At 71.2% G+C, this 25522-nt stretch carries 22 protein-coding genes and 1 pseudogene; 11 read left to right on the top strand and 12 right to left on the bottom strand.

What is annotated here, in order from left to right:
* Positions 1–19: 19 nt before the first annotated feature.
* Positions 20–889: a 4-(cytidine 5'-diphospho)-2-C-methyl-D-erythritol kinase gene (locus V5F53_RS20250; protein ID WP_393995457.1), complete on the bottom strand. Its 870-nt coding sequence runs from the start codon at positions 887–889 to the stop codon at positions 20–22.
* Positions 890–1155: 266 nt separating this feature from the next.
* On the opposite strand from V5F53_RS20250, the gene V5F53_RS20245 reads away from it, so the two are divergent.
* From V5F53_RS20245 to V5F53_RS20235, 3 genes are all read left to right on the top strand, one after another.
* The gene (locus V5F53_RS20245; RefSeq protein WP_393995930.1) at positions 1156–2826 is read left to right on the top strand and encodes a tetratricopeptide repeat protein; all 1671 of its coding nucleotides are present in this window, start codon (positions 1156–1158) and stop codon (positions 2824–2826) included.
* Positions 2827–3187: 361 nt separating this feature from the next.
* Positions 3188–5914, top strand: a complete 2727-nt coding sequence (locus tag V5F53_RS20240; RefSeq protein ID WP_393995456.1) for a DUF2339 domain-containing protein — start codon at positions 3188–3190, stop codon at positions 5912–5914.
* 85 nt (positions 5915–5999) lie between these two features.
* Positions 6000–6926 (top strand): LysR family transcriptional regulator, encoded by a 927-nt coding sequence (locus tag V5F53_RS20235; RefSeq protein WP_393995455.1) that lies wholly within the window; start codon positions 6000–6002, stop codon positions 6924–6926.
* 455 nt (positions 6927–7381) lie between these two features.
* On the opposite strand, the gene V5F53_RS20230 is transcribed toward V5F53_RS20235, so the two are convergent.
* The 4 genes from V5F53_RS20230 to V5F53_RS20215 form a co-directional block, all read right to left on the bottom strand.
* Entirely contained in the window at positions 7382–7852 is a 471-nt protein-coding gene (locus tag V5F53_RS20230; protein ID WP_393995454.1) for a hypothetical protein, read from the bottom strand.
* A 196-nt stretch (positions 7853–8048) separates the two neighbouring features.
* Positions 8049–9296 carry an MFS transporter gene (locus V5F53_RS20225; RefSeq protein WP_393995453.1) on the bottom strand — a complete coding sequence of 416 codons (1248 nt, stop codon included), beginning with the start codon at positions 9294–9296 and terminating at the stop codon, positions 8049–8051.
* Positions 9297–9679: 383 nt separating this feature from the next.
* Positions 9680–10237, bottom strand: a complete 558-nt coding sequence (locus V5F53_RS20220; RefSeq protein WP_393995452.1) for a Spy/CpxP family protein refolding chaperone — start codon at positions 10235–10237, stop codon at positions 9680–9682.
* A 151-nt stretch (positions 10238–10388) separates the two neighbouring features.
* Positions 10389–11312, bottom strand: coding sequence for a metallophosphoesterase family protein (locus V5F53_RS20215; protein ID WP_393995451.1), 924 nt, complete (start codon positions 11310–11312; stop codon positions 10389–10391).
* Positions 11313–11545: 233 nt separating this feature from the next.
* Here V5F53_RS20215 and V5F53_RS20210 point away from each other — a divergent pair, with 233 nt between their 5' ends.
* Positions 11546–12805, top strand: coding sequence for a glycoside hydrolase family 2 TIM barrel-domain containing protein (locus V5F53_RS20210; protein ID WP_393995450.1), 1260 nt, complete (start codon positions 11546–11548; stop codon positions 12803–12805).
* A 170-nt stretch (positions 12806–12975) separates the two neighbouring features.
* Positions 12976–13485 carry a formaldehyde-activating enzyme gene (fae, locus tag V5F53_RS20205; protein WP_393995449.1) on the top strand — a complete coding sequence of 170 codons (510 nt, stop codon included), beginning with the start codon at positions 12976–12978 and terminating at the stop codon, positions 13483–13485.
* Positions 13486–13531: 46 nt separating this feature from the next.
* Here the strand turns inward: fae and V5F53_RS20200 are convergent, their stop codons facing one another.
* From V5F53_RS20200 to V5F53_RS20185, 4 genes are all read right to left on the bottom strand, one after another.
* Positions 13532–14119, bottom strand: coding sequence for a MarR family winged helix-turn-helix transcriptional regulator (locus V5F53_RS20200; RefSeq protein ID WP_393995448.1), 588 nt, complete (start codon positions 14117–14119; stop codon positions 13532–13534).
* 426 nt (positions 14120–14545) lie between these two features.
* Entirely contained in the window at positions 14546–15349 is an 804-nt protein-coding gene (locus V5F53_RS20195) for an SDR family NAD(P)-dependent oxidoreductase (protein ID WP_393995447.1), read from the bottom strand.
* A gap of 430 nt (positions 15350–15779) precedes the next feature.
* Entirely contained in the window at positions 15780–16310 is a 531-nt protein-coding gene (ppa, locus tag V5F53_RS20190) for an inorganic diphosphatase (RefSeq protein ID WP_393995446.1), read from the bottom strand.
* 50 nt (positions 16311–16360) lie between these two features.
* Positions 16361–16870: a GNAT family N-acetyltransferase gene (locus V5F53_RS20185; RefSeq protein ID WP_393995445.1), complete on the bottom strand. Its 510-nt coding sequence runs from the start codon at positions 16868–16870 to the stop codon at positions 16361–16363.
* A gap of 204 nt (positions 16871–17074) precedes the next feature.
* Here V5F53_RS20185 and V5F53_RS20180 point away from each other — a divergent pair, with 204 nt between their 5' ends.
* Both V5F53_RS20180 and msrA read left to right on the top strand, forming a co-directional pair.
* Positions 17075–17374, top strand: a complete 300-nt coding sequence (locus V5F53_RS20180; protein WP_393995444.1) for a hypothetical protein — start codon at positions 17075–17077, stop codon at positions 17372–17374.
* 134 nt (positions 17375–17508) lie between these two features.
* Positions 17509–18165 carry a peptide-methionine (S)-S-oxide reductase MsrA gene (gene msrA, locus V5F53_RS20175; RefSeq protein WP_393995443.1) on the top strand — a complete coding sequence of 219 codons (657 nt, stop codon included), beginning with the start codon at positions 17509–17511 and terminating at the stop codon, positions 18163–18165.
* Positions 18166–18400: 235 nt separating this feature from the next.
* Here the strand turns inward: msrA and V5F53_RS20170 are convergent.
* Positions 18401–19204, bottom strand: a pseudogene (locus V5F53_RS20170) (LLM class flavin-dependent oxidoreductase); the annotation flags it as partial.
* A gap of 223 nt (positions 19205–19427) precedes the next feature.
* On the opposite strand from V5F53_RS20170, the gene V5F53_RS20165 reads away from it, so the two are divergent.
* On the top strand, positions 19428–20117 hold the full coding sequence (locus V5F53_RS20165; protein ID WP_393995442.1) for a fumarylacetoacetate hydrolase family protein: 690 nt from the start codon (positions 19428–19430) through the stop codon (positions 20115–20117).
* A gap of 69 nt (positions 20118–20186) precedes the next feature.
* On the opposite strand, the gene V5F53_RS20160 is transcribed toward V5F53_RS20165, so the two are convergent.
* Positions 20187–20882: an adenosylcobinamide amidohydrolase gene (locus tag V5F53_RS20160; protein WP_393995441.1), complete on the bottom strand. Its 696-nt coding sequence runs from the start codon at positions 20880–20882 to the stop codon at positions 20187–20189.
* A gap of 457 nt (positions 20883–21339) precedes the next feature.
* Here V5F53_RS20160 and modA point away from each other — a divergent pair, with 457 nt between their 5' ends.
* Genes modA through modC form a run of 3 tightly spaced genes read left to right on the top strand, consistent with a single transcriptional unit; the run spans position 21340 to position 23911 of the window.
* Positions 21340–22140, top strand: a complete 801-nt coding sequence (gene modA, locus V5F53_RS20155) for a molybdate ABC transporter substrate-binding protein (protein ID WP_393995440.1) — start codon at positions 21340–21342, stop codon at positions 22138–22140.
* 35 nt (positions 22141–22175) lie between these two features.
* Positions 22176–22859 (top strand): molybdate ABC transporter permease subunit, encoded by a 684-nt coding sequence (gene modB / locus V5F53_RS20150; RefSeq protein ID WP_393995439.1) that lies wholly within the window; start codon positions 22176–22178, stop codon positions 22857–22859.
* On the top strand, positions 22856–23911 hold the full coding sequence (modC, locus tag V5F53_RS20145) for a molybdenum ABC transporter ATP-binding protein (RefSeq protein WP_393995438.1): 1056 nt from the start codon (positions 22856–22858) through the stop codon (positions 23909–23911). Before modB ends, modC begins: the two co-directional genes overlap by 4 nt.
* 358 nt (positions 23912–24269) lie before the next feature.
* On the opposite strand, the gene V5F53_RS20140 is transcribed toward modC, so the two are convergent.
* Positions 24270–25367 (bottom strand): 3-hydroxyacyl-CoA dehydrogenase NAD-binding domain-containing protein, encoded by a 1098-nt coding sequence (locus V5F53_RS20140; RefSeq protein ID WP_393995437.1) that lies wholly within the window; start codon positions 25365–25367, stop codon positions 24270–24272.
* Between the last annotated feature and the right edge of the window lie 155 nt (positions 25368–25522).

Raw genomic sequence — 25522 nt, 5'->3', positions numbered from 1 at the left:
GCCATCGCGCCGTCGCGCCTCAGCGCAGGACTGTCGGCCGCACCCACCACGACGGATGCGCACCCGCCACCCGCCGCGCCAGCGCCGCCGCCGCGTGGCAGGACTCGGTCAGCGCGAACACGGTGGCGCCCGAGCCGGACATGCGCACCAGCAGCGCCTCCGGCGCCTCGGCCAGAAGATCCATCACCTCCTGGATGCGCGGCGCCAGCGCCCGGGCCGGCGGCTCCAGGTCGTTGGGCAGGCCCGCGAGCACCACCCGCAGCGCCGCCGCCGCCTCCGGCAGGGAAAGGGGATGATCCGGCCCCGGCAGGGCCTCCCCGGCGCGCAGGCCGAGGGTGCGGAACACATCGACGGTGGGCACGCCCACACGGCAGTTCACCAGCACCGCCGGCAGGCGCGGCAGGGCCAGCGGGGCCGACAGCACGTCGCCCACGCCGCGCATGATCCGCGCCCGCGGATCGAGGCACACCGGCACGTCCGCCCCGGTGGCGCGCGCCACCGCCAGCAGCCGGGGGTCGGCGGCGGCGACGCCGTTGAGGCGGGCGAGCAGGCGGATCGCGGCGGCGGCATCCGACGAGCCCCCGCCCAGCCCCGCCGCCACCGGCAGGCGCTTCACCAGCCGAAAGGCGCCGAGCCGCGCCCCCGCCACCTCGCGGGCAAAGCCCGCGGCGGCCTTCAGCACCAGATTGTCGGCATCGGGACCGGCGTCGGCCGCGGTCGGCCCGGCCACCGCCAGCGCCAGCGGCGCATCGGGCGCCAGGGACACAAGGTCGCCGGCCCCGGCGAACGCCACCAGGCTCACCAGATCGTGGTATCCGTCGGCGCGGCGGCCGGTGACCCTCAAGGTCAGGTTGATCTTGGCCGGAGCCTTGGCGACGAGCGGTTCCATGACCGAAGGCTTATGCCGCGCCGCAAAACCTCCCGCAAGGTCCGGAGCCCCCGCCCCCGGCGATCCCGCCCCCGATCAACATGGCGTGAGGCGCGCAAACTTGCGGCGCGCCGGGAAAGCGGCCATCCTCCCGCCATCTCGCTGCGGTTCCATGGCGCGTTGCAACGGCCGCACAGGCTCTTCAGGATTCTCGCTCGGTGAAGATTTCCCGCTCCTCCTCTTCCGTGGCCCTGGCTGCCGGGCTTGCCGCGGCGCTGCACCTTGCCATGCCCGTCGCGGCCCGCGCGGAGGCGCCCACGGACGTGGACCCCACCGTTTCCGGCAGTTACCTCGCCGCCCGCTTCGCCAGCTCCGAACGCGACAGCGACGCCGCCGTGACCTACCTGCGCAACCTGCTGCGGCTCGATTCCCGCAACGAGGAAGTGGTCGAGCGCACCTTCTTCGCCACCCTGGTGGATGGCCAGATGGACGAGGCCATGAAGCTGGCCGACCGGCTGGTGAAGGTGGACCGCACCCACCGCATCGCCCGCCTCGCCCTCGCCGCCAAGGCCATCAAGAAGAGCCAGTACCAGACCGCCCGCACCAACCTGTCGCTGTCGGTGCGCGGCCCCATCGGCGACCTCACCGCCACCCTGCTCGCCGCCTGGACCTTCTATGGCTCCGGCAACACCAAGGGCGCGGTGGAACTGATCGACCGCCTGCAGGGCCCGGACTGGTACGCGCCGCTGAAGGCGCTCCATTCCGGCCTCATCCTCGACGCCTCCGGCAACAAGAAGGAAGCGGGCAAGCGCCTCGCCGAAGCGGTGAAGCTCGATCCCGGCTCGCTGCGCACCATCGACGCCTATGCCCGCTGGGCCTCGCGCAACGAGAGCACCGACGCGGCCCTGGCCGCCTTCGCCGAATTCGAGAAGGCGATGCCGAACCATCCGGTGGTGGCCGCCGAGGTGAAGGAACTGAAGGCCGGCAAGACCCTGCCGCCGCTGGTGTCCACCGCCCAGGAGGGCGCCGCCGAGGTGCTCTACGGCCTCGGCTCCACCCTGGGCCGGCAGGGCGGCGAGGATCTCGCCCTGGTCTATCTCCAGCTCGCCAACTGGCTCGACCCGGACCACCCCTTCGCCAGCCTCACCCTGGCCGACCTGTACGAGCAGTTGAAGCAGCCGCTCAAGGCCATCACCGTCTATGAGAAAGTGCCGGCCGGCTCGCCGCTGCGGCGCAACGCGGAAGTCCAGCTCGCCATCAACCTCGACTCCATCGACAAGCCCCAGGAGGCCCGCAAGCACCTGGAGGATTTGATCGCCGCCAACCCGAAGGATCTGGAGGCCATCGTCGCGCTGGGCCGCATCCAGCAGTCGCGCAAGATGTTCGCCGAATGCGCCACCACCTACGGCAAGGCCATCGACCAGATCGCCGTGCCGGGCAAAGGCAATTGGGCGCTGTTCTATTTCCGCGGCATCTGCAACGAGCGCTCCAAGAACTGGCCGGCCGCCGAGGCCGACCTCAAGAAGGCGCTGGCGCTCAATCCCGACCAGCCTCAGGTGCTCAATTATCTCGGCTACTCGTGGGTGGACCAGGGCATCAACCTGGACGAGGGCCTGGACATGATCCGCAAGGCCGCGTCCCTGCGCCCGGACGACGGCGCCATCATCGACAGCCTGGGCTGGGCCTATTACCGCCTCGGCCGCTATGAGGATGCGGTGAACGAGCTGGAGCGGGCGGTGGAGCTGATGCCCCAGGATCCGGTTCTGAACGACCACCTGGGCGATGCCTACTGGAAGGTGGGCCGCCGCCTGGAAGCCGGCTTCCAATGGGCCCACGCCCGCGACCTGAAGCCCGAGCCCGACGACCTGGCCAAGATCACCCGGAAGATCGACAAGGGGCTGGATGCCGCCGAGCAGCCCGCCCCGGTGCGCAAGGCCGAGGATGAGAAGGGCGGCTGACGCCCGCTCGCCGCCGCCCGCGCGGGCGGCGGCGGCCTCGGTGATCGGGCAGCGGACTGGACCCGCGCCTGTGTTCCACGGACCCGCCGGGATCGGCATCGCGCGCGGTGCCGACGCAACTATCCCCCTGCGCCGAGGCCCCGCGCTCCAGGCCATAGCGCCGTGCCCAGGGTTGCGCCATCACCGGCACCGGGACGGACGCCGCCATCCCCCGCGGCCCGGCGCCGGGGCCGTGCCCGGGGTGTCCTGGCCTCACGGCCGAGGCCGCGATAGGTTGCCCCGACACTCTGGTGACGATCGCCCCGGTGACGATGGCCCCGGGGGCCGCCCTCCGGCGGAGGCCCGGCGAGGATGAAACGGCATGGATGAACTCGCCTGGCTGGTGATTGTCGTACTGGCCTTTCCGGTCATCGCCGTGGCCGGCCTTGTCCTCTCCCTCAAGCAGCGCGGCCGCCTGCGGCTGCTGGAAGCTCGCGTCGCCGACCTCGAGGCCCGCATCGCCAACGCCCCTGCCACGGCCGAGGCGCGCTTGGCCACCACTGTGGTGCACGCGCCGGCGCCGGCCGCGCGGACCCTTGAAAACCCGAATCCAGACGCGGTCTCGACGCCAATGGCGCCGGGCCTTTCCCAGAAGCTGCCGTCACCGGCCGCGCCGAACCCTGCGCAAGAGACGCCCGGGCCGGAGCCCGATCTCGCGCAAGGGGCGCGGGCGCCTGCGGCGCCGCGCTGGCCTCTCGGTCGCCTCCGCCAGAACTTCAGCGGGCTGGAGGAGAAGATCGGGGCCCGGTGGGCGGTCTGGGTGGGCGGGCTCGCGCTCGCCCTCGGCGGTATTTTCCTGGTGCGGTTCGCGGTGGAGCAGAATCTGGTCGGCCCGGCGGGACGCATCGGCCTCGGCCTGCTGCTGGCGCTGGCGTTGCTCGGCGCGGGCGAGGCGCTGCGGCGGCTCGACCGGCGCCAGGGCTTCGCCGGCCTGCCCTCGGCTCAGGTGCCGGCGCTGCTCACCGGGGTCGGCACCATGACCGCCTTCGGCAGCCTCTATGCCGCCTATGAACTGTACCACCTGCTGTCACCCGCCCTCGCCTTCGCCCTGCTGGGGCTGACCGCCCTCGCCACGGTGCTGGCAGCCCTGCTGCATGGGCCGGCGCTGGCCGCCCTGGGCTTCGCCGGCGCGGCGGTGACGCCACTGCTGGTCAGTTCTGACGCCCCCAATGCATGGGGCGTGGCGCTGCTGGTCATCATGGCCGGCGCGGCGGCGCTGGTGGTGGCGCGCATCCGGCTATGGCGCTGGCTCGCGGTGCTGGCGATCAGCGGCATGGCGGCCTGGGGCCTGGTCCTGCTGCTGTTCGACATTCCGCAGGCCGTGCCCGCCACCGGCGCGCTGGCGCTGGCGCTGCTCGTCCTCACCGCCGCGCTGCTGACGCCGGGCCATCTGCTCGGCCCCACCGCCGGCACCCGACCCGACCCCGTCGCCAGCCTCGGCGCCGGGCTGGCGGTGGCGCTGGCTACCATGGCAGCCGCCGCCGGGAGCGTGGCGGCGGCGCCGCTCGGGGTGTTCGTGCTCGGCGCCGGGCTGGCCCTGGCCCTCGCCTGGCGGGCGGAGGCGGCGATCCTCGCCGCCGTGGCGGTGGCGCTGGCGGCGCCCATCCTGCTCGCCGCCTGGGTGTTCGCGCCGGGCTCCGGCAGCACCCTCGCCCCCGCCGGTCCCATGGCTGGCATCGCGCCGGAGCCGGCGCACCTCTCTATCGGTCATTTCGCCGCCTATGGCTTTGGCATGGGGCTGCTGCTCGCCGGCCTGGGCATCGCCGGCGCCCGGCGCGCCCGGGGGGAATTGCAGGCCCTCGGCTGGGCCGCGTCGGGCACCCTCGGGCCGTTGCTGCTGCTGGCCGCCGCCTATGGTCGCCTGACCGAGCTGGACCGCAGCCTGCCGTTCGCCGCCCTGGCGCTGGCCGTGGCCGCCCTGTTCACGCTGGCGGCGGAATGGCTCACCCGCCTGCGGCAGCCGCCCGCCGCAGCCGTCTTCGCCACCGGCGGCGTGGTCGCCCTGGCGCTCGCCCTCACCTTCGGCCTGGACAAGGGCTGGCTGACGGTGGGCCTGGCGCTGGCGGCCCTCGGCGTCGCCTGGGTGTCCACGCGGCGGCCCTTGCCCGGCCTGCGCCAGCTCGCCGCCGGGCTGGGGCTGGTGGTGCTGGCGCGGGTGGGCTGGGACCCCACCATCGCCGGCGCCGATCTCGGCGCCACGCCAGTCTTCAACTGGCTGCTGTGGGGCTATGGCGTGCCGGCCCTGGCGTTCGCGGCGGCAGCCCGGCTGCTCGCCGGTGCCAGCGACGACTGGAGCCGCCGCGTGCTGGAAAGCCTCGCCCTGGTGTTCGCCGTGCTGCTGGCGGCCCTGGAGGTGCGTCATCTGGCCCATGGCGGGGATGTGTTCGCCACCGGCACGCGCCTGTTCGAGACCGGGCTGCTGGCATCGGTGTACGGCGCCTATGCGGTCGGCCTCGGCCGCCTCGCCGCCGTCACCGGCCGCGCCTTCTACCGGCTGTTTGCCGATCTGGTGGCGGCGCTGACCGCCCTGTGCGCGCTGGCGGCGCTGACCGGCGACAACCCCTTCGTGACGGGACAGAGTGTCGGCGGGCCGATCTTCAACGATCTCCTGGCAGCCTACGCGCTGCCGGCGGCGCTGGCCCTGGCCTATGCCGCCGGCCTGCCGCCGGAACGGCACCGGTCGCGCCTCGCGGCTTCCGCCCTGGCGGTGGTGCTGGCCCTGGCCTATGCGACCTTCCAGGTGAGTCGCCTGTTCCAGGGGCCGGTGCTGGACCCCGATGCCATCAGCGCTGCGGAATGGTACGCGTATTCAGCCACTTGGCTCGCCTTCGGCATGGTGCTGCTGGGGCTCGGCCTATGGCGTGGCTCGCGCCGCCTGCGGCAGGCCTCGGCGGCGGTCATGAGCGCCACCGTGCTCAAGGTGTTCATCTCCGACATGGCGGACTTGGAAGGGGTGCTGCGCGCGGTGTCGTTCATCGGCCTCGGCCTGGTCCTGGTGGCCATGGGCTGGCTCTACCAGCGCCTGCTCGCCCGCAAGGCTGCACCATGAGCGCCAGCCGCCGACCGCGCCCCTCACCGCCGCGCCTGCCCCATAACCCGGCGCCCCGCCCTCCGGCGCGCGGAGGTGCCCCCGCATGATCCCCTGGGACGACTTCCGTCTGGTGCGGGCCATCGCCGAGACCGGCTCCCTGGCCGGCGCGGCGGACCGGCTGGCGGTGAACCATTCCACCATCTTCCGCCGCCTCGGCGCGCTGGAGGCCCAGCTCGGCACACGGCTGTTCGATCGCGCCCGCACCGGCTACGTGCCCACGCCCATGGGCGAGGAGATGGTGCATCTGGCCGAGCGCATGGGCGAGGAAGTGGCGGCGGTGGAGCGCCGCATCACCGGCCAGGACCTGCGCCCGTCCGGCGAATTGCGGGTGACCACCAACGATTCCGTGCTCGTCCACATGCTGACGCCGGTGTTCGCCAGCTTCCGCCTCGCCTTCCCGGAAATCCGGCTGGACGTGGTGGTGACCAACAGCTCGCTCAGCCTGTCCAAGCGCGACGCCGACGTCGCCATCCGCGCCAGCGACCGGCCGGGCGACGCTTTGGTGGGCCGCCGCATCGCCAGCATCGCCTGGGGCGTCTACGCCCGGCCCGACCTGATTCCCGGCGGACGCCTTGAGCCCGGCGGGCTGCGCCGGCACGACTGGATCGGCTTTTCCGACGCCCTCGGCAATATCAAGCCGGCCAAATGGCTGCGCGAACGGGTCGGCGACGAGCGGGTGGTGTACCGGGTGAATTCCGTGCTCGGCCTGGCCGAGGCGGCGGCGGCGGGCATCGGCCTCACCGTCCTGCCCTGCTTCATCGGCGCCCTCACCCCTGGCCTTGAGCGACAGATGGGCCCGGAGCCGGAGATGGCCTCCGGCCTGTGGCTGGTGACCCATCCCGACATCAAGAGCACGGCGCGGGTGCGCGTGTTCATGGACCACGTGGGGCGCGAACTGCACCGCCTGAAATCCCGCATTGAGGGCGAGGACGAAGCCGGCGCGCCGATGGCAGACGCCACGCGCCCCTAGCCACGGCAGCGGCGCCCCCGCGCCACGGCGCGGGCGACGCACGGGTGCGCGCGCCGGGAGCCAGACGAGGCCGGTGCGGTCATTCCCGCCACGGCGGCCTCACCCTGCCACACCAACAGGGAGAAGCGATCCGCCACCCGGCCCGGGCCATCGCCATAACCCCAGCCGCCACGCGCCCGGTCAGTTGCGCCCCTTCAGCATGTCCGCCTGATCCACCCGCCCACCACGCGCCGGGCGGGTGGAAACGCCGAACCTCGCTCGGGCCAGGCGGTACAGGAACGGTAGGAAAGTCCGCAGGGGTGGAGGCACGACCGCAGGAGCGTGGAAGCCCGCCGCGCGGCGTCCGCAGCCGCGAGCCCTGCTTGCGCAGCGACCCCGCTGGTGCGCGTCGCACTGGTGAGCATGACACTGGCGAACACCGCTTGGATGCCCGGACGACGGGGCCCGGTCGCGGCCTATTCGGCGGAGGCTTCCTGCGCGGCCGTGCGGGCGCGGCTGCGGCGGGACGCCACCTGGGGACGATCCTTGCCGACCCGTTGGAAGTCGCACCACATGGTCTGTACCCCGGCAAGGGTGCCCCGGAAGCTGGCGGGACCGGTCTTCACCACGTCGAAGCACGGCTCGAAGGACATGCCCTTCACATAGCCGCATACCGCGTCGGCCCGCACCCGCAGGGTGTTGGCCGGCAGCCGCACGAACCGCGCCGGCGCCTCCCGCAGGGTGATGATGCCCACCACCGAGCCATCGGGATACACCCGGCCGGAGCCCTTGGAGCCCTCGAAGCAGGAGAAGGAAAATTCGCGCCCGACCACGAAGGACCGCGCCTGCTCGGCGCTGAGCTGTTCCTCCGCACGGGCTGCGGTCGTCATCGCCGGCCCCGTCACGATGGTGGCGAAGCCGACGGCCGCGAAAAGAATGCTGCGCATGGCTGGTTCGCGAAGTGCCTCTGTTTTCAGCCCTCAGGTTGCGCAGACAGGGACCGGGCCTGTCAAGGGTCCGGCCCCGTGGCAAGCCCGGAAAACGCCGTGGGAGCGCCCTTTTTCTCACCACTGTGCCCGCCGGGACGCGCCGCTGTTAACCCTCTGTTCACGCCCGATTCACCTTTGGTTCACACCTGCTGACTCACGCCTGCGCCGCCAGCGGCCGCCGCACCGCCTCCTCGCGGATGGGCAGGTTGATGGCGGCGGAGGCGAAGGACAGCGCCACCGAGAGCCACCACACCACATCGTAGGAGCCGAGCGTCACATAAAGCTGGCCGCCGAGATAGACGCCGAGGAAGCCGCCCACCTGATGGGAGAAGAACGCGAAGCCGTACAGCATGGCCATGTAGCGGGTGCCGAACATGAGCATCACCAGGCTGGAGGTGGGCGGCACGGTGGACAGCCACAGCAGCCCCATGGCGGCGCCGAACAGGTAGCAGCTCCAGGGCGACACCGGCATCAGCACGAAGGCGGCGATGGCCACGCCGCGACCGGCATAGATCCACGCCAGCAGCCACTTGCGCGACATCCGGTTGGTGAGGTAGCCGGCGCCGATGGAGCCGACCATGTTGAACAGGCCGATCAGCGCCAGGGTCACCGCCCCCACCTTCAGGTCCATGCCCCGGTCCACCAGGAAGGCGGGCATGTGCACGGTGACGAACGCAAGCTGGAAGCCGCAGGTGAAGAAGCCCAGCACCAGCAGCACGTAGCTCGGGTGGCGGAAGGCCTCCGACAGCGCCGCGGCGACGCTTTGCTGGGGCGCGGCGGCCGTGCCGGCGGACCGCACCGCACCGCGGGTGGCGAGCGCCAGCGAGAACGGCATCACCAGCAGCAGCGAAGCGCCGAAGATGATGAGGGTCTCCTGCCAGCCCACCGCCTCGATGAGGCCGGTGGTGAGCGGCGGGAACAGGAACTGGCCGAACGAGCCGGCGGCGGTGGCGGCGCCGAAGCCCAGGGACTTCAAACGATCCGGCAGCAGCTTGCCGAACGCCGCCAGCACCAGGTTGAACGACGCCGCCGACAGGCCGAAGCCCACCAGCACGCCGGCCGTGAGCTGCAGCCCCGCCGGAGTTCCCGAATAGGCCATCAGCACCAGGCCGAGACCATAGACCAGCGCCCCGGCGCACAGCACCCGTACCGTGCCGAACCGGTCGGCGATGGCGCCCGCGAACGGCGAGCCCAGCCCCCACAACAGGTTCTGAATGGCCACCGCGAGGCCGAACACGTCGCGGCCCCAGCCAAAATCCCGTGACATGGGCACGAGGAACAGGCCGAACACCGAGCGCGGCCCGAAGGTGATCATGGCGATGAAACAGCCGGCGGCGATGATGAGCAGCGCCGGCAGGTGACGCCCCGGAGCCGGGGGCGTGGAGGCGGAAGAGGCAGACATGACCGAACTCTCTGTGCGCGCCCGAACGGCGGACGGCGCTTCCCGGCCATGTTAATGCCCAAGTCGTCGCTGTGAAAAATCAATAATGGAAAAGCGATCCATGAGAGGTGTTCATGGATCGCGCCTCCGCCGCCCGCCTGCCCCGACATGTCCGGGCGGCCGTGCGGAAACCGGAAGCCGCCCGAAAGCGGCGGCCTGGAACGTCAACCCCAGGCGCCACCCGGCAGCCTTCCGCCACCCGGCAGCCTTCCGGCGACCCGGCCGCGCATCGGCGCAGAGCCGGTTCGCCTCCAGCCCAACGCTCCCGCACCGCCCCGGCGCAGGCCGGGCGTGCCCCCTGGCCCGCGGCGCGCGCGAAGGGGGTCCGCTGCGGTGCGGATCACTCAGCCGCGGCGTGGACGGTCGCCACGCGGCGGATGGGACATGCCGAAGAAGCTGCCCAGATCCTTGCGCACGCTCTCCTCGAAACGCTTCTTCTGGGCCGCGTCGAAGCTCTTGTAGAGCGGATCGAGCGCATCGGCCAGGGTGCGCAGCTCTCCGGCGTTGGCGGTCAGGCGATCGGCGGCGGCGCGCATGCGCGTCACCGGGTCCGGACGCTCGCGGCGCTCGCCCGGCTGGGCGGCCTGACGCTCGGCACGGCGATCGGCGACGCGGGTCGTGCGCTCCTGCACCACGCCCCGCAGGGCGGTTTCAAACGCCGGCCACAGCTTCTCCTGGTCCGGCGTCAGCTTCAGCCCATCCTTGAGGGCGGCGATCCGGGTGTCGAGCTGAGCCGCATCCTTCTGTGGGCCGCCCTGGGGCGTCGCGGACGGGGCAGCCGCCTGCGGCGCCGCCGTCTGCGCGCCCGAAGGGGCGGCGACATCGGCGGGACCGGCGGCATGGGCGATGGCCGAACCGGCGATGAGCGCGGCGGTGGCGGCGGCGATAACGGCTTTCTTCATGGACATCCTCCTTAAAGGATGGCCGCAGCATGGCCCTCGACGCGCTCCAGCTCAACTTAAACTTCGGTAATTATCCATTCGTCCAATGTGCTACGCGCAGGAAGTACATTCGACTCACGTCCGCGCGGAAGATCTTGTTTTCGCCACAGCTTCATGACACCGCGGCACGCGGCCAGAGAACTTGCGTTTCACGCGTCCCGACTGTCGCCTGGGTGGGTGCATACCCGCGCCGCTCCATCTCGCAGCGCCATGCGCCGGGCCCGCCGGAGATGCGATAGAGCGCATAGGCACCGGCCCCACGCTCGTCGTCTGGCCCGGCCGAGGCCGAGGGCACGCCCACCACCGGAATCGACCCGCCATCCCCGACCGCCACCGCGCCGAGGGACTGGCGATGATCGTGGCCATGCAGCACCAGCTCGGCACCCGCCTCCGCCAGCACCGCCCGCACCGCTGCGGCGTCCTTGAGATCGCGATGGAACGGCCGCGTGCCCACCGGCGGATGGTGGATCATCACCACCCGGAACAGCCCTTCGGCCTTCAGCCGCGACAGCAGCGCCCGCAGCCGGGCGAGCTGGCCCCTGCCCGCCTCGCCGCTGGCCAGGAACACCGCCGTCGGCACCGCCGTGGACACCCCCACCAGCGCCACCGGCCCGCGCCGGCGCACATAGGGAAAGGCGTCCACGTCCACCGGCGTGTGGGGATGGGTATCGTCGCCCGAGAGGAACGGCGCCCAATGCTCCAGGTGATAATGCATGGCGGAGCGCACATAGGCGTCGTGGTTCCCCGGCACCACGCTCACCCTGTCCGCCGCGCCGAGGGCGGACAGGAAGGTGGCGCCGGTGTCGAACTCCGCCGGCAGGCTCACGTTGACGAGATCGCCGGTGACGCAGATGTGATCCGGCGCCTGCGCCTGCAGGTCGTCCACCAGCGGCCCCAGGGTGGAGGCGCCGAAATTGCGCCGGCGCGCGCCGATCCAGTTCATCATGCCGAAGAAGCGCTTGCCGAGAAGCTCGGACAGACGGGCCTCGGGAATGGGGCCAAGGTGCGGATCGGAAAGATGGGCGAGCACGAACATGACGGCGGCGGGGCCTCGGTGGCGCGGCCCCTCCTTTAGAGCATTTTCCGGCGACGTGGATACCGGCCGGGGCCAGAAATGCCGGCGCGCGCGAAGAAAATGCGGCGCGGGACGGACCCGGCGCGCCCCATTGATGTCGGCGCCGCACGCAGGCAAGATTTCTGGTGCGCCGCAATGAGCTGCGGTATGCGTTCGCGCCCCCCGCCGGGGCGCCGGCTCAGGAGCGGTCCTTCGTGCGTGCCTTCGGTTCTCTCGCCCTCAGCCTTGTCGTCACCATCGCCGGGCCCGCCGCATGGACCGCGCGGGCAAAGGCCTCTCAGGTCTCCGTGCGCGGCAGCGAGATCCTGCTGGACGGCCGCCCGTTCGTGCCCAACGGCGCCAGCGGCGAAACCCGCCTCGCCGAGCTGAAGGCCATCGGCGCCAACGTGGTGCGCACCTACGGCCAGGAGCCGGGCGAAATTCTCGACGCCGCCCAGCGGGCCGGGCTGAAGGTGATCGTCGGCTTCTGGATGGGCCACCCCCGCGTCGGCTTCGACTATCGCAATCGCGCGGCGGTGGAGGCGCAGCTGGAAACCCTGCGCCACATGGTGGAACGCTACCGCAACCATCCGGCCCTGCTGATGTGGGGCATCGGCAACGAGGTGGAGGTGGAATTGCCGCCCGCCGAGGCCCAGGCGGTGGTCTGGCCGGCCATCGAGGAGGCCGCCCGGCTGGTGAAGACCCTGGACCCCAGCCACCCCACCCTGGCGGTGGTGGCCGAGGTGGGCACCGACAAGGCCAGGCAGTTGAAGGCGCAGGCCCCGTCCATCGACGTGCTCGGCGTCAACGGCTATGGCGACGGCCTGCTCACCTCCGTGGCCCGGGCCCGGGCGCAGGGCTGGAGCGGCCCGGTGGTGCTGACCGAGATGGGCGCGCTCGGCCATTGGGAGGCGCCCAAGACGCCGTGGGGCGCCCGCTTCGAGCCCACCTCCTCGGCCAAGGCCGACCAGATGCGGCGCTACCTGACCAGCGCCAACCATGCCGGCATCGGCACCATCGTCTTCCTGTGGGGCCAGAAGCAGGAAGTGACCCCCACCTGGTACTCTTTGCTGCTGCCCACCGGCGAATGGACCGAGACCGTGGAGGTGATGGCCGACCAGTGGGACGGCACCCCGCCCGGCGGCGACAACCACGCCCCCCGCATCCTCTCCCTGCGCCTGGACGGGCCGGCGGTGCTCCCCCGCAACGGCAGCACCGTGCTGCGGGTGGCCGCCACCGACCCGGACGGCGACCCCCTGAAGGTGGAGTGGCAGGTGATGGCCGAGACCACGGCGCCCAGCATCGGCGGCGATGCCGAGCCGGTGCCCCAGAGCTTTCCCGAGGCGGTGCACGAGCCGTCGGTGAACGCGGTGCGGATCGGCCCGCTGCCGCCGGGCACCTACCGCGTGTTCGTCACCGTGCGCGACGGCCGGGGCGCCGCCGCCACCGGCAACCTGCCGATCGCGGTCCGCTAGCGAGGCCGCGCGCGGCACCCGATGCGGTCTTGAGATCGAGCGCTTAAACTACGCTCTATCAATGGCTTATTGAGATCGGCGCGAACCTGTGCGAACTGCAGGCATATGGGAATCGCGGAGGCAGTGCGGAGCGACGCCCGTCCTCCCCGTGGCGTTGGCGGAGACTGTTCATGGCGAAGATCGACCGGCTGCTGGTGGGCGAGGCCCTGGTGGGCGACGGCAACGAGGTGGCTCACATCGACCTCATCATGGGCCCGCGCGGCTCATCCGCCGAATACGCCTTCGTAAATGCCCTCACCAACAACAAGGATGGCTTCACCACCCTGCTCGCGGTGGTGGAGCCGAACCTGATGGCCAAGCCCAGCACCGTGCTGTTCAACAAGGTGACCATCAAGGACGCCCGGCAGGCGGTGCAGATGTTCGGCCCGGCCCAGCACGCCGTGGCCAAGGCGGTCACCGACAGCGTCGCCGAGGGCATCATTCCCCTGGAGGAGGCGGACGACATCTTCATCTGCGTCGGCGTGTTCATCCATTGGGATGCCGATGACGACGCCAAGATCCAGAGCTTCAATTACGAGGCCACGCGGGAGGCCATCCGCCGCGCCGTCACCGGCACGCCGCGTCCGGAAGAGGCGCTGGCCCGCGCGCGCGGCGCCCAGCACCCGCTTGCCGCCCGCTGACCCACCCGGCCCCTGATGCCGCGCCGTGGCCGGCGCATCCGCCGCCTCACACCGGCGCGCGCACGTCGCGCGGGACCTCGTCGAGCTGGCCGGTGGGGGCAAGATAGGTGATGAGCCGCACCGCCCGGTCGCCGGGGCCGGCGAGCTTGGCGATGACGCTCCGCAGCGCCTTGAACTCCTGAGCGGACAACGGCTCGAACAGGGAATCGTTGGCCGGAACCTGGACCCGCGCCAGCTCGGTGAGGCGGCGCTCGGCCTCCGGCGTCACCGTCAGCACCACCCGGCGGCGATCCTCCGGATTGACCGCCTTGATCACCAGGCCCGCCGTCACCAGCTTGTTGACCTCCAGCGTGATGAAGGCGCCGGACAGGTGCAGGTGCTCCGCCAGCTGGTTCACGCCGAGGTTGGGAACCCGCGCACTCAGACGGGCGATGGACGTCAGGATGGTGTACTGGGTACCCGACAGGCCGATGAGCCCGCCAAGCCGGTCCCGCACCTCCTCGATCACCGCGGCGAATGCCAGCATGTCATGCAGCAGGTCACGAAAGACGACGTCCGAGCCGTCCACCAGGAGGGCCGGGCGCGAGACCGTGAGCGGCAGGGCCTTGCGGCCCTTGGCGGGCTTCTGCGACATGGTTCGGGCACTCCCCCCAGACCCACGCCCGCCGCCGCGACGCGGTGCGGCCCGGGATCCTTGCGTTAGAGCAAATCCAGCGAAAGTGTAACGCGGCCTGCATCCGGATCTGCGAGACGAAAACGAGCTGGAGCTTGCGCGGCCCGCTGCGGCACGCAGACCCAGCTCCGCCGCCCCGCACCCGATGGGCCACGCCCAACCGTGGCGGCATCAGGCCGCGACGGTTGGGAACCGGCACGCACCCCCGATGGGCGTGGCGCGTGTCCGGTCCCCTCATTAGATTTTATATTGGCTTTTCTAAATAGCTAAATCATACCATCTATTTGCGTGTATAGCATTGAATCCCAGGTAGCCGCCATTGAACTTTCAATGCGTTTCCAGAGCGGCAGATCTGCATGCGGCGCTGTCGTGCCGCCACCTCCGGCCTCACGGCAGGCGCAGCCCGCCATAGGTGCTCCAGGAGGTTGCGACCAGCCAGCCGCAATCCACCGGCAGGTTGACCCCGGTGATGCCGGAGGCCCCTTCCCCCGCCAGGAAGACCACCGCCCGTGCCACCTCGTCGGGCTCCACCAGCCGTTGCAGTGCCGCATTGCCCGCCAGCATGGAGACATCCCGCTCACCACGGGCGATGGCCTCCCGCAGCGCCGGCGTCAGGGTGTAGCCCGGCGACACCGCGTTCACCCGCACGCCGGCCGGGCCCCATTCCGCCGCGAGATCCTCGGTCATGGCGATCACCGCCGCCTTCGCCGGCCCATAGGCGTGCAATGGCACCGACCGCAGGCCGGTGATGGAGGCGATGTTGACGATGGCGCCCCGCCGCCGCGCCAGCATGGCCCGCGCGAAGGCGAGCGCCGCCACATAGGTGCCGCGCTGGTCGATGCGGATCACTTCGTCCCATTTGGCCAGGCCGAGATCGTGCGGGCGTTCCGGCGGCTGGAGCACACCGGCGCTGTTCACCAGCACCTCCACCGGGCCATAGTCCGCCTCGATGGCGGCGGCGCAGGCCTCAAGACCGGCGGCATCGCCCACGTCGGCGGCGAACGCGCGGCCGCCCACCTCCCCCGCGACCACCTCGGCCCGGTCCAGCGCCCGGTCCAGGACCGCGACGCGATACCCCTCATGCGCGAACCGTCGCGCGCAGGCCGCGCCGATACCGCTGGCGCCGCCCGTCACAACCACCAGGGGCGCGGCGCGCCCATTGCGCGCAGGACCTTTTTCCACCTCGGACATGCAGAATCTCCGACTTTTGTCGGACAGCCGGATGGGTTGGTTCGGTGGCTCTGTCAATATCCGGCCCGGCGCGGCCGAGCGGCCGTCACCCGCGCGTGCGGCCGTCCGCCGGAGCACGGCCCTTGCGGACCCGCCGCGCCCGGGGCGATATCCGCCAAGCCGCCCCGCTCACACCGGGCCAGCGACAACGCCCCGGCCCGTCCGGCCTCGGGACGGCACGATCGCGCCACTGCGCGCGCGAATCCGGCTCCACGCCACTGGACGCGGCGCGGCCGATCCAGCGTCGAGGCCACCCGACCCAAAGGGTCGCCCGGCCCCGCGCCGGGATCAACTGGCCTTGGCCTCACCAGGCCTTGGCCTCACCTCACCTGGGCCCGCTCAGCCTCATCTGGCCTCACTTGGCGATCTGGCCTCACTTGGCCATCTGGCCTCACTTGGCCTTGGCGCGCTCGATGGCCTCGGAGATCAGCTTCTGGGCCTCGTCCTTGCCGGCCCAGCGGATCACCTTCACCCACTTGTTGGGCTCAAGGTCCTTGTAGTGCTCGAAGAAGTGCTCGATCTGCTTGAGCAGGATCTCCGGCAGGTCGGTGTATTCGTGCACGTTCTCATAGCGCTTGGTGAGCTTGGAGACCGGCACCGCGACGATCTTCTCGTCCTGGCCGCCTTCATCCTCCATCACCAGCACGCCCACCGGACGCACGGCGATGACCGAGCCCGGGACCAGGGCGCGGGTGTTGCAGACGAGAACGTCGGCCGGATCACCGTCACCGGAAAGGGTGTGGGGAATAAAGCCGTAATTCCCCGGATAGCGCATGGAGGTATAAAGGAAGCGGTCCACGAACAGGGCGCCGGATTCCTTGTCCATCTCGTACTTGATCGGCTCGCCGCCGATCGCGACTTCGATGATGACGTTGACTTCCTCCGGGGCCTTCTTGCCAATTGGGATGGCTTCGATGCGCATGTCAGTCTCGCTTCCAGCTACGGATCGCGCAGGGTGAGCCCGCGCGGGCGCTACCGCTGCCAAGCGAAGGCGATCTTGTCCAGCGTTTTCGTGCCGAACCGCTCGCTGGACGATGCGACCGGTTGCCCCCCCAAGGCGGTGTAGAAGCCCACCGCCCCTTCATTCTCCGCCAGCGCCCACACCACCAGCCCGCCCAGGCGCGCCAGCGCCAGATCGCTGCGGGCCGCCGCGAACAGACGGTGGCCGAAGCCCAACCCCTGGAACTGGGGGTGCAGGTAGATCTCGTAGATCTCCCCGCCATAGGGCAGCGCCTTGGCGCGATTGCCGCCGTAATTCACATAGCCGGCCAGTTCCTCGCCCACCTTCAGGACGTGCAGGCGGCTGCCCCGTCGGATGGCGGCGTCCCACCAGCGCGGGCCGCGCCGCTCCACCATCCGCTCCAGCTCCAGGCCGGGAATGAGGCCGCGATAGGCGGCGCGCCAGGAAGCGTCGTGAACCGCCGAGATCGCCAGGGCATCGGCGGGCTTCGCTCTGCGGATTTCGATCTCGAGCGTGCTCATGGGTGAATGGAAGCAAACCGCGCCGCGTCCTTCAAGGGGCTTGCGGCCCATTGCCGGTCACGTCATTTTCAGATGACAGGCTCGGTGCCCTTTTCGCGCCGGCCCGGTGGGGCTAGCATCGGGGTGCCGCCGGGCCCTCCGGGGGTCCGGCGGGCGTCGGGCTTGCCGCGTCATCCTCCCGCAGGTGTGGCGGCCATTGTGCGCATGATCCGATTCTTTTTTCGTTTCATCGGCTTCTGGCTGGTGGCCGGCGGCTTCGTCGCCCTCATCGTCGATGGCACCCGGTCCATCGCGGCCTCGCGGCTGGTGTTCATCACGGTCGGCGAGGCCTGGCTCGCCCTGGCGCCGCAGAACCTGGAACGGGCGGAGGCCGCGGCCCCCCAGATCTGGCCGAGCCTGATGCCGCTGCTGTCGCTGCCGGCCTCCGTGCTCCTGGTGCTGGCCGGCCTCGCCCTGCTGGGGCTGGGCCGGACCCGCGAGCGCTCCCGCTTCCAGGTCGGCTGATTCCCGAGGGCGCGCGCCCCGGTGCCGCCCCTCCCGCTCGCGGCGGCGGCACCCCATATGGGGGCGACACAGCGACGACGCGCCAGGGCGGCGCCGGCACCCCCGGCCTGCCCCTCGCGCACGGGAGCCCCGCCATGTTCTTCTCCAGGAAGCCGCTCGCCCTGCCCACCGCCGCCGAGGCCCTGCCCGGCCGCCGCGAGGCCATCGCCACCGCCGAGACCCACTTCGTCAGCGGGCACCCGCTCGCCGCGCCCTATCCCGAGGGCTTCCAGACCGCCGTCTTCGCCCTCGGCTGCTTCTGGGGGGCGGAACGCAAGTTCTGGCAGCAGCCCGGAGTGTGGGTGACGGCGGTGGGCTACGTGGCCGGCCTCACGCCCAATCCCACCTATGAGGAGGTCTGTTCCGGCCGCACCGGCCACACCGAGGCGGTGCTGGTGGTGTTCGATCCCGCCCGCGTGAGCTACGAGGACCTGCTGAAGGTGTTCTTCGAGGCCCACGATCCCACCCAGGGCATGCGCCAGGGCAATGACATCGGTACCCAGTACCGCTCCGGCATCTATGTGACCTCGGACAGCCAGAAGGCGGCGGCCGACGCCATGGCGGCGGCTTATGGCCGCCCCCTGCGGGAGCGCGGCTTCGGCCCCATCACCACCGAGATCGCGCCGCTCGGCCCGTTCTATTTCGCCGAAGGCTATCACCAGCAATATCTGGCGAAGAATCCCGCCGGCTATTGCGGGCTCGGTGGCACCGGCGTCGCCTGCCCTGTGGGCACCGGGGTCGCCGCCCGCTGACCGCCCCGGGCACGGTCCACGGCTGGGCCCGATTCGAGCCGCCCGTCCCGCGTCCTCCGGCGGCGGCGCGCCAGTGCGGGCGGATGGCGGAAGCAAACAGCGCGATGTCGGCCCGCCGCTTGGCGAGAGCCGGGCTCAGGGGCTTCAGCAGCACCGCGCGCGGCGACAGCGCGGCGGCGATGGCACCGAGCTTGGCGATCACATCATCCACCGTGCCCACCAGGGAATCGGCCACCATGCGGTCGAGGGTGAACCAGGGCGTCCATTCCGGCTGGGCCTGCTGGGTCATGCCCTGCATCCGCTCCACGAACGGACGCAGGAACTCCCGCGCCTCCTGCTCCGCCGCCGCGCGGGTGTCGGCCACATGGAAGAAGCGGATCAGCGTGAAGCGGGGGTCGGCCCCGGGCGCCGCCGCGCCATAAATGTCGAGGCTGCGGCGCGCCGCGTCGAGGGGAAACGGCGGCGCCGCCATCACCCCGTGGCCGCACGCCGCCGCCAGCCTCAGGGCGTCTTCCGTCGCGGTGGCGAGGAAGGTGGGAATGGGGGCCTGCACCGGCTTGGGCACCAGCTCGACCCCGTCGAGATCGAAGAACTCGCCCTTGAACGTCACCACCGGCTCGTAGAGCAGTTTCTCGATGACCGTCAGCGCTTCCAGCGTCTTGGCGCGGGACGTGTCCTTGTCGGCATGGAAATGCTTGTTCTGCACCGGGAACGGCCCGCCCTTGGCGACGGCGAGGTTGAAGCGGCCACCGGAGAGGATATCCACGCTCGCCACATCCTCCGCCACCGTGATGGGATCGCGGAACGGCAGCAGCACCGCCGCCGAGCCGAGCCGGATGCGCCGCGTGCGCCCGGCCAGGTAGGCCAGCAGCGCCAGGCACGACGGGCTGGCCGCGCCGGGATTGAAGTGATGCTCCGCGACCCACGCTTCCTCGAAGCCCAGGTCCTCCGCCAGGGTCACCAGCTCGGTCTGTTCGGCATAGGCGGACACATAATCCTGGCGCTGCGTCTCATAGGTGCAGAAAAGGCCGAACTGCATGGCAATCTCCAAGGCAAAAAACCGGCGCGGCGCCGGCGCGGCCACCCGCCGCCCCGACGACATCCATCGGGCACAACGCCCACTCGTTATATGTATTAGACTATAACCATCCTGTCTGCGTGTGTCATGGCGCGCGAAATCCGCCGGAACGCGCGGCGCGGTGCCTTTCCTCGTGGCGCGGAAGCTCCTAAGCAGAGGCAGCCCCCAGCCCGGAGCCCGCGCGATGGCCGAATACGTGATTTCCCCGCCCTCCATTCCCACCCTTGCGGTGGCGGGCGAGACCGCCCTGTTCCCGGTGCACCGCATCTATTGCGTCGGGCGCAATTATGCGGACCACGCCATCGAGATGGGGCACGACCCCAACAAGGAGCCGCCCTTCTTCTTCCAGAAGAACGCCGACACCCTGGTGCCGTCCGGCGCCACGGCGTCGTACCCCAAGGGCACCAACGACCTGCACCATGAGATCGAGCTGGTGGTGGCGCTCAAGTCCGGCGGCACCGACATTCCCGCCAGCACCGCGCTCGACCACGTCTACGGCTATGCGGTGGGCCTCGACCTCACCCGCCGCGACCTGCAGGCCGAATTGAAGAAGATGGGCCGCTCGTGGGAGCCGGCCAAGGCGTTCGAGGACGGCGCGCCCTGCTCGGCCCTGGTGCCCGCGAGCCGCATCGGCCACCCGGCGGCGGGGCGCATCTCGCTCACCGTGAACGGCGCGCTGAAGCAGCAGGGCGACCTGAACCAGATGATCTGGAAGGTGCCGGAAATCATCGCCACCCTGTCCACCCTGTTCCGCCTCGCCCCCGGCGACCTGATCTTCACCGGCACCCCGGCCGGGGTGGGGCACATCGCCCGCGGCGACCGGCTGGAAGGGGCGGTGGAGGGCGTCGGCACCCTCGACATCCGCTTCGCCTGACGGGCGCGGCGCCAGGGCGACCGCCCATCGCGGGAAACCCCACGCGCCTCCGGCCAGGGACCGATGGCCTTACGTGACGAGGCGGGCCGGGTCGGCCAGCCACACCGCCACCGCCGCGCGGGTCGCCGCCAAAGCGGCGGCCCCCACCGCCTCCCCCACCGCCGTGTGCAGGCCGGCATAGGGCTGCGCCGGGCCGGCCGCCGGGGCGCTCATGACCACGCAGTCGGTGCCGGTTCCCGAGACCGGCTCGGGCAAGCCCTCACGGCGGAAGTCCGCTTCCAGAATGGCCCGGGTGCGGGCCTGCACCACCACGGAGGAGGCCTCCAGAAGCGCCGCCTCGGTCAGGGGAACGCTCACCGCGGCCAGGATGTTCACCGTGCCGGCAAGGTGCGCGGCCGCCGCCGGCGAGAAGCGCGCGCCCACCCGCTCGCCATTGTTGAGGCCAAGGGTGACGAGGCAGGCGGCGGCCACCCCCTCCACCCCACGCCACGCCAGGTGGTGATGGTCCACGTTGCGCGAGGTCATCAGCCCCACCGCGGCGCCAAGGCCAGCGGCCTCCAGGCGCGCCCGGAACCAGGCCAGCACATCGAGGTCCGGCGTCAGGTCGCGGTTGCGCACCTCCAGCCAGGCCACCTCGCGGCCGGTGACGAAACCCGGACGGTTGATGGACCACGACACCATGCGCTGGGGCGCCGCGAAACGGGCCACCAGCAGCGGCCGCGCCGCCTCGACCCGAAACAGGCCGTCCCCCGCTCCCCCCGTCATCGACCGGCACTCGCAGGCCGGCGCCCAGGCCGTGCGGCGCCGGCCCACGGCCAGCCCCCGCTCGCACGGCGGCAGGGGGAACGGGAGAAGCGAGGCAGGCAAGCAGGCATCACGGCAGGACAACCTATTGGAACAACAACAGACTTTTGCGAATGCGGCCGCCAGCGGCGCCGGGGTCGGCACCTGGCCAAGCTGCCGAGCAAGACTGACACGCCGCCGCAAGGCGCGTCCACCGCCCCGGCGTCGCGGCCCACAGCCGACGCCCGCATGCGCTGCCGAAGGGCCGGCCAAAGGGGACGCCAGAGGAAGGGGTCGGGGGCCGCTCCAGCCCGTTCCAAAGCGGCGGACGGCCTGCGACGATGGTCGCATTTCACCGGAGTGCGCCTGAAATGTGGTTGGCAACACCCTACCGCGTCGCCTAAGCTATATCCTTCTGAATATAGTTTGGACATTCCTCATGGTCCTCCGCCTTCTCTCCACGGCCCTCGTATTTCTTGCCCTTTCGCTGCCCACCGTCGCCACCGCCCAGACCGCGCAGCCCGCCGCCGCGGCGCCCGTCACCTCCACCCAGACCGTGTTCGCCGCTGCCTCCATGTCGGACGCGCTGCGCCAGGTGAACGAGCTGTGGGTGGCCAAGGGCAACGCGCCGCTGCAATTCAATTTCGCCGCCTCCTCCACCCTCATCCGGCAGATCGAGCAGGGCGCCACCGCCAGCGTGTTCGTCTCCGCCGACGAGCGCTGGGCCGACTGGGGCATCGAGCGCGGCCTGCTGGTGAAGGCCTCGCGGGTGTCGCCGCTCGGCAACGACCTGGTGCTGATCGCGCCCCGCGACAGCGCCGTTAAGGTGGAGATCACCAAGACCACCGACATCCTCGCCCTGCTGGGCGCCAACGGCCGCCTCGCCACCGGCGACCCGGCGCACGTTCCGGTCGGCCGCTATGCCGAGCAGGCCCTGACCTGGCTGGGCCAGTGGGACGCCATCGGCCCCCGCCTCGCCCGCGCCGACAGCGTGCGGGCCGCCATGCTGCTGGTGGAACGCGGCGAAGCCCCGCTGGGCATCGTCTATGGCACCGACGCCGCCGTTTCCACCCGGGTCAAGGTGGTGGGCACCTTCCCGGAAAGCTCGCACGAGCCGGTGACCTATCCGTTCGTCATCGTCACCGCCCAGGACAGCCCCGACGCCCGCGCCGTGCTCGCCTTCCTGGTGGGGCCGGAAGCCATGGCCGTCTACAAGAAGCTCGGCTTCTCGATTCACTGACGATACCCGCACCAGACCGTCGGTGAAGACATCCCATGGACCTCGGCCTCAGCGCTGAAGAATGGCAGGCGGTTCGCCTGAGCCTCGTGGTGGCCGCGCAAGCGGTCGCCATGGGCCTTCCCATCGCGATCCTGGTATCGCTGATCCTGAGGTGGCCCGGCATGCCCGGCCGGACCGCCCTCAATATTTTCGTCCACCTGCCGCTGGTGCTGCCGCCGGTGGTGGTGGGCTGGATGCTGCTGGTGATCTTCGGCATCCGCGGCCCGGTCGGCCAGTTCCTCCACTCCTGGTTCGGCATCCGCCTGGTGTTCACCGCCAACGGTGCGGCGCTCGCCTGCGCCGTCATGAGCTTTCCGCTCATGGTGCGGGCCATCCGCCTGTCGCTGGATTCCGTGGACCGGGGCCTGGAGGACGCCGCCAGCACCCTCGGCGCCAAGTCCGTCGACCGCTTCTTCAGCGTCACGCTGCCGCTGATGGCACCGGGCGTGGTGTCGGGCGCCATCACCGCCTATGCGGCGAGCCTCGGCGAGTTCGGCGCGGTCATCACCTTCGCCTCCAATGTCCCCGGCCAGACCCAGACCCTGCCGCTCGCCATCTTCACCGCCCTCCAGACCCCGGGCGGCGAGGAAGCGGCGGCGCGCCTCTCCCTCGTCTCTGTGGTGCTGGCGGTGGCTGGCCTGCTGCTCGGCGAATGGGTCGGAAAGCGGTTGCGCCCATGAGTCTCGACGTCACGCTCAAGCACGCCTTCCCGAACTTCTCCCTGGATGTCGCCTTCAGCGCGCCCACGCCAGGGGTGGTGGCGCTGTTCGGCCCCTCGGGGTGCGGCAAGACCACGGTCATGTCAGCGGTCTCCGGCCTGCTCAAGGCCGATGAGGTCCACATCGACCTCGATGGCGACGTGCTCTCCGACAAGGCCCCCGCCGACCGGCGCATCGGCGTGGTGTTCCAGGACGGGCGGCTGTTCCCGCACATGTCGGTGGTGGCCAACCTGCGCTACGGCATGCGCCGCGCCCCGCCGGGGCCGGTGAAGTTCGACGAGGCGGTGGAACTGCTCGGCATCGGCCACCTGCTGGACCGGCGCCCGGGCCGCCTCTCCGGCGGCGAGCGCCAGCGCGTCGCCATCGGCCGCGCCCTGCTCAGCCAGCCGCGGCTGTTGCTGATGGACGAGCCCATGGCGGCGCTGGACGCCTCGCGCAAGCAGGAGATCATGCCGTTCCTGGCCCGCCTGCACGACGAGATGAACATCCCCATCATGATCGTCACCCACTCCATCGAGGAGGTGGCGCGCCTGGCCGACACGCTGGTGCTCATGTCCAAGGGCCACGTGGAGGCGGCGGGTCCGGTGGGCGAGGTGCTGGCGCGCGCCGACCTGCCATTCGCCACCGGCTCCAACGCCGGCGCGGTTCTGTCCGCCACGGTGGAGCGGCACGATCAGGCGCGCTGGCTCACCCAGCTCGACGCCAGCGGCGTGAAGATCCTGGTGCCCATCCTCGACCGGCCCCCGGGCTCCCGGCTCAGGGTGCGCATTCCCGCCAACGAGGTGGCGCTGGCGCTGGAGCCCCCCAGCCGCATCAGCACCAACAACATCATCTCCGGCACCGTGCGCAACGTGCGCGAGACCGAGGACAAGACCATGGCCCTGGTCGAGGTGGCGGTGGGCGATGTGCTGTTCCTGTCGCAACTCACCCCGGACTCCCGGCAGGAGCTGGAGATCGCGCCGCGAAAGCCGGTCCTGGCCCTGTTCAAGTCCATCGGCGTGCAGGTGCTTTGAGGCCGGCCACCGGCCCCGCGCCAGCGGGCGGCCCGGTCCGCCGCCCCGCAAGAGCGTCTCCCTCCAGGCCGGCCCGCCCGCCTGGAGGGACTTGCGCGCCCCCACATAAGCCCCCAGGCCCAGGGCCCCGGCTTCCTCCCCCGGCCCATGGCGACCGGAAACCGGCAGCGCCTGCCCGGTGAGCAGCCGCGCTGGGAGCACCCGCCCGGGGAGAGCACCCGCCCAAGAGGCGCCTCGCCTGTCACCGCATGGAAGCATCCCGCAGTCTGCCCGGAGCAGAACGGCGCACAGCGCCCCGGCCCGTTACGCGGCATCGGGCCGGGGCGTCTTTCGTCCACCCGCGCGAGGGCCGCGCCGTTCAGCGCTCGGCGGACGGATCGCCCTCGATGTCGGCCTCCGGCGGCTGGCGCGTCACCGAAACCGGGTCGCTGCCGGGGAAGGTTTCCTCAAGCGCCTCCTCCAGGCGGGCATCGGCCGCCGCGCGCTCGGCATCCGCGGCGGTGGCCGCGCGCAGGGTGATGATCTGCGTCAGCAACTGGTCGCGCCAATGGGCCAGCTCGGTCATGGTGCGACCGTCGGCTTCGGCCTTCACGCCCTCCACCAGCGTGCGCTGCAGCTCCGGCGTCATCACCGGGGTGCCCAGGTCCGCCCACCAGGTCTCCACCGCCGGCAGCAGATGCGCCATGAAATGGGCGAGCCCGCCCTGGCCGCCGCCCAGGTTGAAGGTCATGTGCGGCCCCATGAGCGCCCAGCGCAGGCCCGGCCCCTCGCTCACCGCGGCGTCGATATCGGCCACCGAGGCAACGCCCTCCTGCACCAGATAGATGGCCTCGCGCCACAACGCCGCCTGCAGGCGGTTGGCGACATGGCCTGTCACTTCCTTCTTGATCTCGATGGGGCGCTTGCCGATGGCGGCATAGAAGGCCATGGCGCGGTCGATGGCGGCGCGGCTGGCGTGCTTGCCGCCCACCACCTCCACCAGCGGAATGAGGTGGGGCGGGTTGAACGGATGGCCGATGACGCAGCGCTCCGGAAAGCGGCAGCCCTCGGAGAAGCGCGTGACCAGCAGCCCCGACGACGACGAGGCGATCACCACCTCCGGCGGCAACACGGCATCGATGAGCGGCAACAGCTTGCGCTTGACCTCGTAGCGCTCGGGCGCGTTCTCCTGCACGAAGTCGACGCCCGCCACCGCCTTCACCGGGTCCGGCTCGAACCGCCAGCCCCTGGGATCGCCCTGCGCGGTGCCGAGCGCCTGCAGCACCGGCCAGGCGCCATCGATCAGGTGTTGGGTGTGCTCGGCCGCGCCGGGCGCGGGGTCGCTCACCACCACGTCGAGCCCGTGCGCCAGGAAATGGGCGGCCCAGCTTGCGCCAATGGTGCCGGCACCGACGACGGCGACGCGGCGGACGGGGGCATGAGGGCTGGACGCGGCTTGCGGCGCGGCGTGGGACATGGCGAAACTCCTTCACCCGAATGAACCGGCGGCGCGGACCGCGCGCCGCCGCGCGCCGGGTCTACGCCACCTCGGCGCGGCCGTCGATGGCGCGGGGCCGGCCCCGCGCGGCGCAGATTTCGCCCCGCGCCTCTGCTAGGAGGGGCCGAAGGCAA

It is taken from the genome of Xanthobacter cornucopiae, from assembly GCF_043195065.2.
In the GTDB taxonomy this organism is placed as follows: Bacteria; Pseudomonadota; Alphaproteobacteria; order Rhizobiales; family Xanthobacteraceae; genus Xanthobacter.
This window is presented reverse-complemented; position numbering and strand designations above follow the sequence as displayed.